Raw genomic sequence first — 16139 nt, forward strand, 5'->3', positions numbered from 1 at the left:
CCCCAATACTGTCTGGACAGGTGTATGGAATATAGTCCGGACTGTTTCGCGAGTGCAAGAACTGGTTCTATCGTGCATGCTCCGTGCTGATCGTGCCCGATGGGTGGGGCGGACGGCGTCGGTAATGCCGGCTGTTCTCTGAGCTCCGTCGTCTTCATGCTTCTGAACAGTCAATTCCCGTGCGATCATTGTCGCGGGGGCGCGCCGCTGGTACCGTCCAGACACATGTCCAGCTATGTGTCTCTCCCTGGCGGCCGATCGGTCGCGCCCGGCGAGAACTCGTTATCGAAACAGAGGTGGGTCCGATGACGGCCGCATCGTTGGAGCCGGTGGCGTTCGATCCGTACGACTACGTCTTCCACGAGGACCCGTACCCGATCTACGCCCGGCTGCGCGCGGAGGAGCCGCTCTACTACAACGCGAAACTCGATTTCTACGCGTTGTCCCGGCACGCGGATGTCACCGCGGGGTTCCGCAACGCGGCCCAGCTGTCGAACGCCAACGGGGTCTCGCTGGACCCCGCGGCGTGGGGACCACACGCGCACAAGACCATGTCGTTCCTCGCCATGGACGACCCCCGCCATATGCGGATGCGCAAGCTGGTCTTCAAGGGCTTCACGCCCAAGCGGGTGGCCGATATGGAGACCCGCATCCGGGAATTGACGCTCGAATACCTGGAACCGGCTCTGCTGCGCGGTGAATTCGACTGGATCCAGGAATTCGCCGGCAAACTGCCGATGGACGTCATCTCCGAGTTGATGGGCGTACCGGTCGCCGACCGCGACGAGATCCGCCATATGGCGGATATGGTCATGCACCGTGAGGACGGCGTCACCGATGTCCCGGATACGGCGATCGAGGCCTCGCTGAACCTGGTCGTCTACTACGCGGACATGGTCGCGCAGCGCCGGAAGAAGCCGGTCGACGACCTCACCTCCGCGCTGCTCGAGGCCGAGATCGACGGTGACCGGCTCACCGACGACGAGATCATCGGCTTCATGTTCCTGATGGTCGTCGCCGGGAACGAGACCACCACCAAACTGCTGGGCAACGCCCTGTACTGGGCGGGCCGCAATCCGGCGGAATACGCGAAGGTCGCCGCCGATCCGGAGCGGGTTCCGGACTGGGTCGAGGAGACCCTGCGCTACGACACCTCCAGCCAGATTGTCGCGCGGACCGCCACCGAGGAACTGGAATACCACGGCCGGGTGATCCCGGCCGGGTCGAAGGTGCTGCTGCTGATCGGTTCGGCCAACCGGGACAGCGATGTGTTCGACGACGGTGACAGCTTCGACCTGGACCGTGCGGAAAAGGGCAACCTGGCCAGTTTCGGCGCCGGGGTGCACTTCTGCCTCGGTGCGCATCTGGCCCGTCTGGAAACCACGGTCGCGCTGCGCGAATTCGCCGCACGCGTGAAGTCCTACCGAGTCCGCGAGGACGAATTCGTCCGCGTGCACTCGTCCAATGTCCGGGGCTTCGCCGAGCTCCCGATCTCCGTGGAGGTGCGGTAAATGCCCCGGTTCAACCCCCATCCCGAGAAACGGCCGACCATCGTGGCCGGTGCTTCGTCGGGTATCGGCGCCGCCACCGCCGTGGAACTGGCCGCACAGGGGCATCCGGTGGCGCTCGGTGCGCGCCGGGTGGAGATCCTGGAAGATCTGGCCGGCAAGATCCGCGCCGATGGAGGCACCGCGTTCGCACACCGTCTCGATGTGACCGACCAGGCCTCGGTGGACGCATTCGTGGCGGCGTCGGAAGCGGCCATCGGGCCCACCGAGATCCTGGTCTCCGGGGCCGGCGATATCGAATTCGGGCTGATCCAGGACATGGACCCGGCCGATTTCGCGCATCAGGTACAGATCCATCTGATCGGCGCGCACCGTATGGCCCACGCGGTGCTGCCCGGGATGCTGTCCCGGCGGCGCGGCGATCTGGTGCTGATCAGTTCCGACTGCGCTCCACTGCCGCGGCCGTGGAACGGCGCCTACAGCGCCGCCAAGGCCGGGGTCGAGGCCATGGTGCAGCAGATGCGAATGGAGTTGGAGGGCTCCGGTATCCGGGCGTCTCTGGTACGGCCGGGGCCGACCGTCACCGGTATGGGAATGAACGCCTCACCCGAGGTGGTGGGGCCGCTGCTGGAGTCCTGGCAGGCCTGGGGTTTGGCGCGCCATCCGTACATGTTGCGCGCCGGCGATCTGGCGCGGGCGGTCGCCGCGGTCGTCGGGACTCCACGGGGCGCCCATCTCGTACTCGTCGAGGTCCAACCGGAAGCGCCGCTGCGGCCGCTCCCGGAAGAAGGAAAGGGCTCCTGATGGCAACCGCACTGCCTCCCGGCTTCGATTTCACCGACCCCGCGCTGTGGGCCGACCGCAGCCCGGTCGAGGAATTCGCGCTGCTGCGGCGGACCGCGCCGGTGTGGTGGAACGCCCAATCCGACGAGACTTCGGGCGGTTTCAACGACGGCGGCTACTGGGTGGTCAGCACGCTGGAAGACGTCAAGGAACTCTCCCGCAACCCGGAGCTGTACTCGTCGCAGCAGAAGGGGGCCATCGTCCGGCTGCCCGGCGATATCACCCCCGACCAGATGCAGCTCACCGAAGCGCTGCTGGTGAACATGGATCCACCCAAGCATTCCAAGGTGCGGCGCATCGTCGCCAAGGGTTTCACCCCGCGCGCGGTGGAGGGCCTGCGTGACGCGCTCACCGAGCGCGCGCATCGGATCGTGCACGAGGCGAAGAAGAGCGGCGGCGGTGATTTCGTGACCCAGGTGGCCTGCGAACTGCCCTTGCAGGCGATCGCCGAACTGCTCGGGGTCCCGCAGGAGGACCGGCGCAAGGTGTTCGACTGGTCCAACCAGATGCTCAACTACGACGATCCCGAATACGGTGACCCGACCGTGGCCTCGGCGGAGATCCTCGGTTATGCCTGGAACATGGCCGAGCAGCGGCGGGGTTGTCCGGCCGACGATATCGTCACCCAGCTGGTCAACGCCGATGTCGACGGGGACGGACTGGCCTCCGACGAGTTCGGCTTCTTCGTGATTCTGCTCGCGGTCGCCGGTAACGAGACCACCCGTAACGCCATCACCCACGGTATGAAGGCGTTCGTGGATCACCCCGAACAGTGGGAGCTGTACCGGGAGCAGCGGCCGCGTACCACACCCGATGAGGTCGTGCGCTGGGCCACTCCGGTCACGGCCTTCCAGCGCACGGCCACCGCGGATCACATTCTGGGCGGCCGGGAGATCGAGAAGGGGCAGCGCCTCGGATTGTTCTACAGCTCGGCCAATTTCGACGAAGCCGGTTTCGACGAACCGTTCACCTTCGATATCCTGCGCGATCCGAATCCGCATGTCGGCTTCGGTGGCACCGGCACTCATTACTGTGTGGGTGCGAACCTGGCCCGGCTGGAAATCGACCTCATGTTCAACGCGATCGCCGACGCCATGCCCGGCCTGAAATCCGTTTCCGATCCGGTACGGTTGCGTTCGGGGTGGATCAACGGAATCAAGAGTTGGCAGGTGCGCTACGAATGAACGTTCGAGATATTCCGGTGAACACACTGTCCGGTTCGGCTTCCACGCTCGGTGAGCTGGTCGGCGACCGGGTGGTACTGCTGGTCAATGTCGCGTCGAAATGCGGGTTGACACCGCAGTACACCGGCTTGGTCGAACTGCAGAAGAACTACGGTGACCGTGGTTTCAGCGTGGTCGGTGTCCCGTGCAACCAGTTCATGGGCCAGGAACCGGGTAGCGCCGACGAGATCCAGCAGTTCTGCTCGACCACCTACGGGGTGGACTTTCCCCTGCTGGAGAAGGTCGAGGTGAACGGCGACGGCCGGCATCCGCTGTACCGCGAGGTCATCGACACTCCCGACGCCGAGGGCGCGGCCGGGGATGTGCAGTGGAATTTCGAGAAGTTCCTGATCGGCCGGGACGGTGTCGTGGCCGGGCGATTCCGGCCCACTACCACACCGGATGCGGACACGCTGATCGCGGCGATCGAGAAAGCGCTGTAACCCATGCCGTAACGGCTTATGATCGAGGCCCGCCCACCCAGTGGTGAGCGGGCCTTTTTCACTTTCTACCTGCGAAAACGGCGTGATACGGCGGAATCCGGACGTGATCGGTGAAAACCGCCCGTCCGGCTTGAATCAGCCATAACATGGACAACTGTCTGGACATAAATCCGGCTCAGTTCGGCGCGCCGGGGTGCCGAACGGTTCGAGGCAGGTGAGTGGTGGTACCGATACACAACCGGTCCGATCGCGAAACGACGCTGCGCAAGGTCTGGGCCGCTGTGCAGTACAAGCTGGCGGCGTTGGGGATGGTGCTGATCATCGCCCTGGCCGTGGTCTTCTCGCTGGTCATGTTCTTCGGCGGATTCACCCCCAAGGAACCGGTGACCATCGTGGTGCCGCGCAGCGGGCTGGTGATGGACTCCGCCGCCAAGGTGAAATTCCGCGGTGCGGAGGTCGGCCGGGTCGGCAAGATCGAACCGGAGAACGGAGAAGTACGCCTCGAACTGGATATGAATCCCGACCTCATGCGGCTCGTACCGGGCAATGCGCAGGTCGATATTCGCTCCACCACGGTATTCGGCGCCAAGTACGTGAATTTCGTGGAGCCCGCGCAGCCCGCGGGCCGGCTACAACCGGGACAGGTACTGCGCGGTGATTCGGTGACCGTCGAATTCAACACCCTGTTCGAGCGACTCACCGAAGTGCTGAACATGGTCCAACCGGAGAAACTCAACGCGACGCTCACCGCCCTGGGTACCGCACTCCAGGGCCGCGGTCAGCTACTCGGAGACCTGCTGGTGAACGCGGACCGCCTGCTGCGCGAGCTCAATCCGAGCCTGCCCGCGCTGCAACACGATTTCCGGTCCACCGCCGCGGTGACGAACCTCTACGCCGATACGGCGCCCGACCTGCTGCGCACCGTCGACAACGTCACGGCCCTGAGTCACACCCTTACGGATAACGAACAGAGCTTCGACGCACTGTTGCTCGATACGATCGGCCTGGCCGATACCACGGGCGCGGTGCTGAACGAGAACGAGCAGAGCCTGGTCACCGCCCTGGACCTGCTACGACCCACGACCGACCTGCTCAATGCGTACAAACCCGCCCTGTACTGCGTCATCCGCGGGCTCGCCAAGGCCATGCCGTTGGCCGACGATCTGTTCGGCGGCCGCAATCCGGGTGCCTCGTTCAACGCGAGCTTCATGTACGGCGCCGAGGCCTACCAGTATCCGAACGATCTGCCGAAGGTGAACGCCACCGGCGGACCGCGCTGCGCGGGGGTGCTGGACCGGGCGCCGGGCAGCCATGCCGACTACGTGGTCACCGATACCTCGGAGGTGAATCCCTTCATCCCGTCCACCCGGATCTATCAGAACCATCCGACGGTGTTCGAGGTCCTCTTCGCCGGTATGCCCGGTATGCGCTGAGCCCCGCCCCGGCGCGGTCTCAAGATCCGTTCTCGGGCTGACCGGGCCCGGGGCGGACACACATCACGCCGCCGCACGGTTTGTCCGAGAGCCCGGCGGGGTTCGGGTGGACGGTCGGGCGCCGGTGCGCGGGCGCACGCAGTTCGTGACGATTGCGGCTCCGTGGGCCGCGGGCGGTGCGACGTCGTTTCACCGGGCGGCTCCCGGAGCGCCGTCGAGCGCGGCGGTCCGAACCCGGCCCGAGGTGTGGTTCCGGGAACCCCCGGAACCACCCGGGAAGGCCCCGGTAGTGCCCGGTGCCGCATGGGGCGAACCTGTCGGTGGCCAGTTGCTCATGGCCCCCAGTCTGGCGGATGCCCCCTCGAACGGTCGCAACGGGGTTTGACCGGCCGCGCTCCTGCCTGCCCGATCGAGGGGGCGAACCGGCTCAGGAAGCCAGCCGCCGCGGCGCCTCGACCACCGAATAGTGCTCGGCGTCACCGGTGAGAACGGTGCTGGGTCGGCCGTCGACACCCACCGGGATATCACCGGCGAGGGTGATCCGGGTCAACCGGCGGGGCAGACCGTCGTAATCGTTGACCGCGTAGTGCTGAGTCGCGCGGTTGTCCCAGATCGCGACATCGCCGAGCTGCCAATCCCAGCGCACCGTGTTCTCCAGCCGGGTCACCCGATCCTGGAAGAGCCGGAACAGCGTCTGCGATTCGGTGGTCGAGAAACCGACGAAGTTCCGCACGAAATGGCCGAGCAGCAGCGCGCGCTCCCCGCTCTCCGGGTGCACCCGCACCACCGGATGTTCGGTCTCGTACAACGAGGACTCGAACTCGGCGCGGTGCTCACGGGTCTTCTCGTCGGGGTTCTCGCCGTGGCGGCCCACATAGTCGTAGACATTGGTGTGCACGGCCCGCAAATTCTCGGCCAGCAGCCGCAGCGGCTCGGGCAGTGAATCGTAGGCCGCCACGGTAGAGGCCCAGGTAGTGGTGCCACCGTAGGGCGGCAGTGTGACCGCCCGCAGGATCGACGCCTTCGGAACCCGATCCACGAAGGTCACATCGGTGTGCCAGCTGTTGGCGCTGCCGTACTCCGAGTCGATGGCCAGGGTTTTCTCGCCGTGTGAGGTGACCGTCGGATGCGGGGTGGTCGGGCTGCCGAGCAGTTCGGCGAACTCGTACTGACCGTCCTCGGTGAGCTGGTCCTGACCGCGGAAGAAGATGACCTTGTGTTCCACCAGTGCCTTGCGGATGGTCTCCACGGCCGCCGGGCCGAGGTCACCGCCCAAGCGCACCCCGTCGATCCGCGCTCCGATCCTGGACCCGAGTTTGACCGCAACGGGGAGGGTGGTGGGGGTGGTGTTGTCGGATGTCATGAGCACCTCACGGTTCGAGAGCGGAATCGTTCGCTCTCCGAGCACACCACCGGCCCCCGGCACCGAACAGGGTTGCGGTCGCGCTGATCACAACGGTGCGGCACCCGGCCGGAGCGAAGGGGGAGGTACGCCTGGGTTGGGGGTGTGTTGTTGCTGTTTTCGGGGTTGCTTGTGGACGCGCACGGCCGGAGCGAAGGCGGAGGTACGCCTTACGCGAGATGTTCGCGCAGATAGGCCAGATCGTCGGCCAGACCCTCGGCCGGGGTCTCCAGCACCACCGGTGCGTCCGCGGTACGGCACACCTCGGTGAGCAGGCCCGGATCGATGGTGCCCTCGGCGAAGTTGGCGTGCCGGTCGGCGCCCGAATCGAACTCGTCGCGGGAGGAGTTGAGATGCACCAGATCGATCCGGCCCGTGATGGCCCGGATCCGCTCGACCACACCTACCAGATTCTCGCCGCCCGCCCAGGCGTGACAGGTATCGAGGCAGAACCCGGCACCGTATTCGCCCACGGCGTCCCACAGGCGGGCGATATTGTCGAAATACCGGGCCATGGCATGGTTCCCGCCGGCGGTGTTCTCGATCAGGATCGGTACCGCGAACCCGCCCTTGTCCTGCTGGCGTTCGAAGAGTTTGCGCCAGTTGACGAACCCGGCCTCCATCTCGGCGTCGGACCGTACATGGCCGCCGTGCACGACCAGCCCGAACGCGCCGAGTTCGGCGGCCGCCTGTGCCTGCAGGGCCACCGCATTGCGCGAGGGCATCCGCAATCGGTTGTTGGTGCTGGCGACATTGATCTGATAGGAGGAATGGACCACTACGTCGATCGGGCTGGCCCGGATCTGCTCGGTCGCCGGATGCGGTTGCGGCTTGTCCCAGCTCTGCGGATCCACCACGAACAATTGGACGACATCGGCGCCGAGTCGCTCGCCGTACCCGATCGGGTCGCTGTCCGTGCGGACGTGTGCTCCAATGCGCATACCGTCAGACTATCGGCCCGAACCGACAGCCGGGCCTCGTGTTGCGCCCGGGTGGTGCGGGAAGATACACCGGTAGAAACGCGTACGACCCGATGAGGGGGAATCGGCCATGCTCGAGCCCGGTGACGACTTCGCGGGCTATGCCATCCGGCGGCGACTGGGCGTCGGCGGAATGGGCATGGTGTTCCTCGCCCGGCATCCGCGGCTCCCGCGGCTGGTCGCGCTGAAACTGCTCAACCCGCAGCTGTACTCCGACCGAGAGATCCGGCTGCGTTTCGAACGCGAATCCGAACTCGCGGGCCGGCTCGAGCACCCGAACATCGTCACCGTCTACGACCGCGGTGCCGAGGGAAAACAGCTCTGGATCTCGATGCAGTACGTACCGGGCTCGGACGCCTCGCTGGTGGATCTGCACGTCCTCGACCCGCGGCGGGCGGTGCAGATCGTCGCCGATACCGGGATCGCCCTCGATTTCGCCCACGCCAACGGGGTCCTGCACCGGGATGTGAAACCGGGCAACATCCTGCTCGCGAAACCACCCATCGGGCAGCCGGAACGGGTATTGCTCACCGATTTCGGTATCGCCGGGGTGCGTGATGCCGAAACGACCATCGCCGGGGCCGATACCATCACCGCGACCCTCGCCTACGCCGCACCCGAACAGCTCACCGGCGCGAAACTCGATCAACGCGGCGATCAGTACTCGCTGGCCTGCACATTGTTCTGGTTGCTCACCGGGTCCGGACCATATCGGGGAAACAATCCGGCCGAACTCATCCAGGCCCACCTGACCGCTCCGGTGCCCCGGGTCAGCCGGATCCGGGCGGGGCTGCCGCCCGGGCTCGACGAGGTACTGGCGCGGGCGCTGGCGAAGAGCCCCACCGACCGGTTCCTCAGCTGCGCCGAATTCGCTGCCGCCGCCGCGCAGGCGCTGCGCCCCCGCGGGCCGCGCGGCGGACGGCCGCCGGGGGTTCGATTGCGGCCCGATCAACGGCATCCGGTACCGACCGGCCGGCGCCCCGGACCTCCGCCGGGTTACGGATCGGGGGAGTTCCGGCAGCCGCCGGTCCGGGGCGTGCCGCCCTACCCGTCCACCGAATACCGCCGCCCCGGCCCCGCGGCGCCTCGGCATCGATCCGCCGAATACCCGCCTGCCGAATATCCGCAGTCCACCTCGGGTCCGCCCTATCGGTCCGCCGAATACCGGCAACCCGGTCCGGGCGGTCCGCCGCAGGCACCCGGCGACCACCGACCGCCGGGTGCCGGACCGCACCACGGTTCGGCAGAGTTCCAGCAGCCCGGCCCCGGGGCCCGGCGTGCGCCCGAGACCGCGACTCCGGCCGACGAGCGGGTCACCCGCCCCGATCGACCGCACCGTTCGAGCCCGGCCGAACCGGCGATGATCGAGCTTCCCGGTTTCCGGAACCGGCCCGGGGTGACCCCGCCGCCGGCGCAACCCCACCGGCCCCCCGCAGACCCCGGGGGTCCGCCCTGACGCCGGACTCGGGCGGGACGGCCGCACCGCGTCGTGCCCGTTGCGGCCGTGTCGCGGCTGCGTATGCGTACCGGTGAGAGCCCTCGGGGCCAACTCGTCTGCTGCTATGGTTTCGATGATTTCGCGTGCCCGGACCACTGCGGTCCGGACACGCTTTTCGTCTACGCCTGCGTACCGGTGGGTCCCGGTCCCGCAGGCGGGAATTGGAGCAACCATGCTGGCCAACGGCGATGTTTTCGCCGGCTATGTCATCGACCGGCAGCTCGGCCGGGGTGGGATGGGCTCGGTATACCTCGCGAAACATCCGCGGCTGCCGCGGATGACAGCGCTCAAGCTGCTGAATCGGGAGATGTTCTTCGACAAGGAGGTGCGCGCCAGATTCGAACGGGAGGCCGATCTGGTCGCCCGGCTGGACCACCCCAATATCGTCACGGTCTACGACCGTGGTCTCGAGGACGAACAGCTGTGGATCTCGATGCAGTACATCGACGGTATCGATGCCGCGTCGGTGGATCCGCAGAAGCTGCCGCCCGAACGTGCCGTCCAGATCATCGCCGAAACCGCGTCCGCACTCGACTACGCGCACGGTATGGGAGTGATGCACCGGGATGTGAAACCGGCCAACATCCTGCTGGCCCGCTCCACCGGTGGCCGCGGTGAGCGGGTCTACCTGACCGATTTCGGTATCGCCCGCCTGCGTGACGACACCGGACATCTCACCCAGACCGGGACGTTCACCGCCACACTGGCCTACGCGTCGCCGGAACAGCTCACCGGCGCCGACCTCGACCACCGTTCGGACCAGTACTCGCTGGCCTGCTCGCTGTACTGGTTGCTCACCGGCAGCGGCCCGTTCACCTCCACCAACCCGGCGGGGGTCATCCAGGGGCATCTGCAGTCGCCGCCGCCGTCACTGCACGCGGCCCGGCCGGAACTGCCGCCCTCGCTGGACGTGGTGCTGGCCAAGGCGATGGCGAAACATCCCGACGACCGATTCGCCTCGTGCAGCGAGTTCGCCGAAGCCGCCAAACACGCGCTGGCCTCGCCCAGTTCGCCGGGGATTCCGCAGGCAGTCCCGCCGACCGCGATCAATCCGCTCCACCAGCCCGGCCCCTACAACAGCGGGGCGAACCAATATCCCAGCACTGTCGCACCTCAGCCCTACGCCAGCGGCATTCGAGCACAGCCCTATGCGGGCGTCCAGGGTTCGCAGCCGTACGGCAGCGCTACCCACGGGCAGCCGTACGGCAGTGGAGTCCAGGGCCAGCCCTACGCGGCGCCGGGCCAGCAGCAGTACGCGAGCGGATTCCAGCAGGGTCCCGGCGATCCGCATCAGCAGCCCTACGGCGGCACCCTCGGGTACACCGATCCGGTCGGCCAGTCGTTCGGCGGCGGGACCCCGGGCGGATACACCCAGCCCACCAGCTACCCGCAGCCGATGTCGCAGATCCCGCAGGGCCCGCGGCGGTCTACCTCGAATACCGGGCTGATCGCCGCCATCTGTATCGGGCTCGTGGTCCTGATCGGCGTCGTCATCGGTGTGGTGGCACTGGCCACCAGTGGCGGAGGCGGTGGAACCGACCCCACGGCCGCCGGGACCAGCACTCAGACCACCGCGGCGCCGGTCCCCGCGACCGCGGATTCCATCAGTAAGGAGTTCCCGCAGCTGGTGCCGAAGTCGACCTCGGAAGAAGTCGGCTACAACAGTGCGAAATGCTGGGAAACCGACAACAGCTATACGCCCAGCCCCGACGACGGCGAACCCGATCTCGGCAAATGGGCCTGGCAGTGGCGCTGCTACGGCGGTAACAACAACGACGACCCGTTCTATCGGATCTACGCCTACGCCTCCGCGGCCGAGGTGGAATCGGTGGTGAAGGGGCTGCCCGGGACTTCGGAGAAATCCAGCGACACCAATGGTGGCCAGACCTACACCAACTACAAGTGGGACAGTGACGGCCCGAAGATGGTCACGGTGTTCACCGACCAGCCGGAACGGGCCCAGTATCTGATGTACACCGACGGTATCGTCGGCACCATCGACGAGATGCTGACCTGGTGGAAGTCGGCGCCGCTGAACTGAGGCGCATGGGTAACGGCGGGCACCGGGTACGCGGTGCCCGCCGTTTCGCTCGCGTATCCCGTCGCGACCTGTCATCCCACCCGCGTATCGGCGGGCACTGCGAGGTGTACAGGTAGTCAGGGCCATCCCGGATGGCGCCTCTCGCGGCGGCCCGACAGACTGGACCCATGACTGCTCACGCTGTCGACGTGGACCCGGCCGAGCCGGGCGCCCCGTCCACCGTCGCCGCCGGCGCCATCGAACTGACCAAGGTCTACGGGACCGGGGATACGCGGGTCACCGCGCTGGACGCCGTATCGGTCGATTTCGGGCGGGGCGAGTTCACCGCGATCATGGGCCCGTCCGGGTCCGGGAAATCGACCCTCATGCACTGTCTGGCAGGCTTGGACGAGGCGAGCTCGGGCCGGGTGGTGATCGGCGACACCGAACTCACCGATCTGTCCGACAAACAGATGACCGCGCTGCGGCGGGACCGCATCGGTTTCGTCTTCCAAGCGTTCAACCTGGTCCCGACCCTGACCGCGCTGGAGAACATCACCCTGCCGCTGGATATCGCCGGGCGCACCCCGGACGCCGAATGGCTCGCCACTGTGCTGAAACGGCTCGGTCTCGAGGACCGTCTAGGGCACCGGCCCAGCGAACTGTCCGGCGGCCAGCAGCAGCGGGTCGCCTGCGCGCGGGCGCTGGCGGGCAAACCGCAGATCATCTTCGGCGACGAACCGACCGGCAACCTGGACTCGCGATCCTCCGGTGAGGTTCTGTCCATCCTGCGGGCGGCGGTGGACGAATTCGGTCAGACGGTCGTCATCGTCACCCACGAACCCACCGCCGCGGCCTACGCGGACCGGGTCGTGTTCCTGGCGGACGGCCGGATCGTGGACGAGATGCGCGATCCGACCGCCGATTCGGTGCTGGACCGGATGAAAGCGCTGGAGGTCCGGTGACGCACCACGAGGCGTGCCGGAGCGCGGGGTCCGCGGTGCGGACCCGGGCTGCGGAGGTGGTCCGGTAGTGGCCGCCCATCCCATGCGCAGGGTTGCCCTGCGCAATCTCGCCGCGCACAAGGTGCGGCTGGTACTGACTCTGCTCTCGGTGGTACTCGGGACGGCGTTCATCGCTGGCTCGTTCGTTTTCACCGATACGTTGCAGCGCACCTTCGACGGGATCTTCGCCGGCGAGGCCAAGGGTGTCGATGTGCGAATCAGCCCGGAGGAGCGGCAGTCCGCGGGTATTCCCCAGGACGTGGTCGACCGGGTGGCCGGTATGGACGGGGTCCGCACGGTGGCCCCGGGTATCGAAGGCGCGGTGGTGCTGCTCGATCCGGCCGGGAAGAAGGCGGTGCAGACCGGCGGCGCCCCCAGTTGGGGGCAGGCCTATATCCCGCCGCAGCAGGCAGTCGCCGAACCCGATCCGTTCGTGGCGGGCGCGCCTCCGGCCGGACCAGGGCAGATAGCGCTGAATACCGGCGCCGCCGAACGGGCCGGCCTGAAAGTCGGGGACCACACCAAGGTGCTCGTGCCCTCCTTCGGCGGGCCCATCGATGTAACACTCACCGGCACCTACGCCCCACCCTCGGATACCGGTGGCTTCATCGGGTTGCAGTTCACCGAGGCCCAGGCCCGGGAACTGTTCACCGACGGTGAGCATATCGCCTACCTCGATATCGCGGCCGAAGGCATTGCGGGCGATACTCTGCGCGACCGGCTGTCCATGCTGTACCCGGACTACAAGGTGCAGAACGGCGATCAGGTGCGCGCCGATATGAGGGCCCAGATCTCCGAGGCGCTGAACTTCCTGAACTACTTCCTGCTGGCCTTCGGCGCCATCGCGCTGATCGTCGGCACCTTCATCATCTACAACACGTTCTCGATGCTGGTGGCGCAGCGGCTGCGCGAACTGGCGTTGCTGCGGGCCGTCGGCGCGAGCCGCAGTCAGGTCGGCCGGTCGGTGGTCGGTGAAGCCCTGGTCGTGGGAGTGCTCGGCAGTCTGCTCGGACTGCTGGCCGGTATCGCGCTCGCCTACGGCCTGGCCGGTCTGCTGAATGCCTTCGATCTCGGGTTACCGACCGGCCGGATGGCCGTCCTGCCTCGGACCGTGGCGGTAGCTTTCGTGGTCGGTCTGCTGGTGACGGTGGTGAGCGCGTACGCACCGGCCCGCCGAGCCTCCCGGATCCCGCCGGTTCAGGCCATGCGGGAAGAATTCGCCTCCGCCGGTGACTCGCTACGCGCCCGCACGGTGACCGGTGCGGTGCTGGGGGTGGTGGGCATCGTGCTGGTGGTGCTGGGTGCCCGTCACACCGGTGGCGGTGCGGCCGCGGTGGTCGGCGTCGGTGCGCTCGGGCTGATCCTGGCCGTATTGTTCGCCTCGCCCGCCCTGTCGCGTCCGGTGCTGGCCGGGCTGGGCTGGCTGATCCGGCCCTTCGGGTCGATCGGGCGGATGGCGCGCAACAACGCCATCCGCAACCCGCGCCGCACCGCCGCCACGGCCTTCGCACTGACCCTGGGACTGATGCTGGTCACCGCCATCGGAATGCTGGGCGAATCCGCGAAGGTCAGTATCTCCCGCCTGGTGGACCAGGGCATCGAAGCCGACTACGTCCTCACCGGACCGCAGCTGATGGGTGTGCCGACCGGTGCCGCCGACGCGGTGCGGGCGAAGGTACCCGAAGCGGCGCATGCCGTGGGATTGCGTGCGGTGGCGTTGAAGATCGATGACGACGACGAGTTCGGCACCTCACCCGACGGCGCCCTGGATCAGGTCGTGAACCTGGACATGCTCAGCGGTTCGGCGACACTGGGGGATTCGGAGATCCTGATGGGTGCGGATGAAGCCACCGAACACGGTGTCACCGCCGGCGACCGGCTGGCGGTGAAAACCCTCGACGGTACCGAGATTCCGCTGACCGTCTCCGGGGTGTACGCGGACTCGCAGGTGCTGGGCCCGCTGATCGTGCCGCCCACGGTCTACGAGCGGGCGGTACCGGTCGCCATGCGAGTCGACGCCGCGGTGCTGATCAAGGCCCGGCCCGGCACCGACCTCGCGTCCATGCGCACCGATCTGGAGCGTGCCACCGAGGAATTCGTGATCGTGCAAGTCCAGGATCGCGAGGAATTCAAGGGCGAGAACGCGAAGCAGATCAATAATCTGCTGGCCATCCTGTACGGGCTGCTCGCGCTGGCCGTGGTGATCGCGGTACTCGGTATCGTCAACACGCTGGCGTTGTCGGTGGTGGAGCGGCGCCGAGAGATCGGCATGCTGCGCGCGGTGGGCACCCAGCGTGCGCAGGTACGTCGCACGATCTACCTGGAATCGATGCTGATCGCGGTGTTCGGCGCGCTGGTCGGCGCGGTCCTGGGCCTGGTCCTGGGCGTCGGGTTCCTGCGCACCCTGCGTGATCTCGGGTTGGACCAGATCGCGGTGCCGTGGGATCAACTGGTGTACATGCTGGTCGGCTCGGCCGTCGTGGGTGTCCTGGCCGCGCTCTGGCCGGCGATCCGAGCCGCTCGCACCCCACCGCTGGCCGCGATCGCCGATCTGTGACGCCGATTCCGTGGTCCGGTCCGTGCGGGCCGGACCACGGAATCGGCGAATTCGCCCCGGGTCAGCGGTTCTCGTCGCCCCAGTGCATGAGATCGCCCCGGTTCAGTGCCTGGGCCAGCAGGTCCGGGAACCGGTCGGGGGTGCACGCGAACGCCGGAACACCCAGCGCCGCCAGAGCCGCCGCGTTCTCGCGGTCATAGGAGGGCGCGCCGTCGTCGGAGAGCGCCAGTAGTACCACCACCTGCACGCCGGACTCCTTCATGGCGTGTACGCGGCGCAGCATTTCCTCCCGGACTCCGCCCTCGTAGAGATCGGAGATGAGGAAGAACAGGCTGTCGGCGGGGCGGGTGATCAGCGTTTGGCAGTAGGCGATGGCACGGTTGATATAGGTGCCGCCGCCCAGCTGGGTGCCGAACAACACATCGACGGGGTCGGCCAGTTTCTCGGTGAGGTCCACGACCTCGGTGTCGAAGACCACCAGCGAGGTACGCAGCGACCGCATCGACGCCAGGACCGCGCCGAAGACCGAGGAGTAGACGACGCTGGAGGCCATCGAACCGGATTGGTCGATCGCGAGGATCACGTCGCGATGCACCGTCTGGGCACGCCTGCCGTAACCCACCAGTCGCTCGGCGATGATGGTGCGCTGCTCCGGCAGATAGTTCGCGAGGTTCTTGCGGATGGTTCGGTCGAAATCGATATCGCGCGGTTTGGGCCGCGAGGTTCGAGCCGAGCGGTTGAGTGCCCCGCTCACCGCGGCCGCCGTCTTGGTCGCGATCCGTCGTTCTATCTCTTCGACGACCTTCGACACCACCATCCGGGCGGTCGCCTTGGTGGTCTCCGGGATCACCCGATTCAGGCTGAGCAGCGTGCCGACCAGATGCACATCGGGTTCGACCGCCTCCATCAGTTCGGGTTCCAGCAGCAATTGGGTGAGGTTCAGCCGCTCCACCGCATCGCGTTGGACGACCTCGACCACGGTCGACGGGAAATAGGTGCGGATATCACCGAGCCAGCGGGCCACCCGCGGGGCCGAACCACCGAGACCACCGGCCCGGTCCCCACGTGAACCACCCGCGCCGGTGTCGTAGACCGCGCCGAGGGCCTTGTCGATGGCTTTGTCGTCGGCGGTACCGAGGCCGCCGAGAGCCGGTTCGGCGGCCGAACCGAGGACGAGACGCCAACGGCGCAACCGCGCTTCCTCGGTGATCCCTTGCGGTGTAGTCAT

The 16139-nt window shown here is 67.1% G+C and carries 12 protein-coding genes; 9 read left to right on the forward strand and 3 right to left on the reverse strand.

Features of this window, described 5'->3' with window-relative positions:
- Nucleotides 1-305 precede the first annotated feature (305 nt).
- The 5 genes from OG405_RS01920 (at nt 306) to OG405_RS01940 (ending at nt 5450) form a co-directional block, all read left to right on the forward strand.
- Nucleotides 306-1511: a cytochrome P450 gene (locus OG405_RS01920; protein ID WP_327149924.1), complete on the forward strand. Its 1206-nt coding sequence runs from the start codon at nt 306-308 to the stop codon at nt 1509-1511.
- Nucleotides 1512-2312: an SDR family oxidoreductase gene (locus tag OG405_RS01925; protein WP_327149925.1), complete on the forward strand. Its 801-nt coding sequence runs from the start codon at nt 1512-1514 to the stop codon at nt 2310-2312.
- Nucleotides 2312-3535, forward strand: coding sequence for a cytochrome P450 (locus OG405_RS01930; RefSeq protein ID WP_442790642.1), 1224 nt, complete (start codon nt 2312-2314; stop codon nt 3533-3535). Before OG405_RS01925 ends, OG405_RS01930 begins: the two co-directional genes overlap by 1 nt.
- Nucleotides 3532-4017, forward strand: a complete 486-nt coding sequence (locus OG405_RS01935) for a glutathione peroxidase (RefSeq protein WP_327149926.1) — start codon at nt 3532-3534, stop codon at nt 4015-4017. The genes OG405_RS01930 and OG405_RS01935 overlap by 4 nt, the downstream gene beginning before the upstream one ends.
- A 308-nt stretch (nt 4018-4325) precedes the next feature.
- Complete coding sequence (locus OG405_RS01940) at nt 4326-5450, forward strand: MCE family protein (protein WP_327152603.1); 1125 nt, start codon at nt 4326-4328, stop codon at nt 5448-5450.
- A gap of 427 nt (nt 5451-5877) precedes the next feature.
- Here OG405_RS01940 and OG405_RS01945 read toward each other — a convergent pair whose 3' ends face one another.
- Both OG405_RS01945 and OG405_RS01950 read right to left on the reverse strand, forming a co-directional pair.
- Nucleotides 5878-6813, reverse strand: coding sequence for a TauD/TfdA dioxygenase family protein (locus OG405_RS01945; RefSeq protein ID WP_327149927.1), 936 nt, complete (start codon nt 6811-6813; stop codon nt 5878-5880).
- A 209-nt stretch (nt 6814-7022) separates the two neighbouring features.
- Nucleotides 7023-7793, reverse strand: coding sequence for a deoxyribonuclease IV (locus OG405_RS01950; protein WP_327149928.1), 771 nt, complete (start codon nt 7791-7793; stop codon nt 7023-7025).
- A 109-nt stretch (nt 7794-7902) separates the two neighbouring features.
- Between OG405_RS01950 and OG405_RS01955 the strand changes: the two genes are divergently transcribed.
- The 4 genes from OG405_RS01955 (at nt 7903) to OG405_RS01970 (ending at nt 14911) form a co-directional block, all read left to right on the forward strand.
- Entirely contained in the window at nt 7903-9288 is a 1386-nt protein-coding gene (locus tag OG405_RS01955) for a protein kinase domain-containing protein (RefSeq protein WP_327149929.1), read from the forward strand.
- Between the two features lie 214 nt (nt 9289-9502).
- On the forward strand, nt 9503-11371 hold the full coding sequence (locus OG405_RS01960; protein WP_327149930.1) for a serine/threonine protein kinase: 1869 nt from the start codon (nt 9503-9505) through the stop codon (nt 11369-11371).
- A 167-nt stretch (nt 11372-11538) separates the two neighbouring features.
- Nucleotides 11539-12315, forward strand: a complete 777-nt coding sequence (locus OG405_RS01965; protein ID WP_327149931.1) for an ABC transporter ATP-binding protein — start codon at nt 11539-11541, stop codon at nt 12313-12315.
- A gap of 82 nt (nt 12316-12397) precedes the next feature.
- Entirely contained in the window at nt 12398-14911 is a 2514-nt protein-coding gene (locus OG405_RS01970) for an ABC transporter permease (RefSeq protein ID WP_327152604.1), read from the forward strand.
- Between the two features lie 61 nt (nt 14912-14972).
- Here OG405_RS01970 and OG405_RS01975 read toward each other — a convergent pair whose 3' ends face one another.
- Nucleotides 14973-16139, reverse strand: coding sequence for a VWA domain-containing protein (locus OG405_RS01975; protein ID WP_327149932.1), 1167 nt, complete (start codon nt 16137-16139; stop codon nt 14973-14975).

It is taken from the genome of Nocardia sp. NBC_01329 (assembly GCF_035956715.1).
Taxonomy (GTDB): Bacteria; Actinomycetota; Actinomycetes; order Mycobacteriales; family Mycobacteriaceae; genus Nocardia.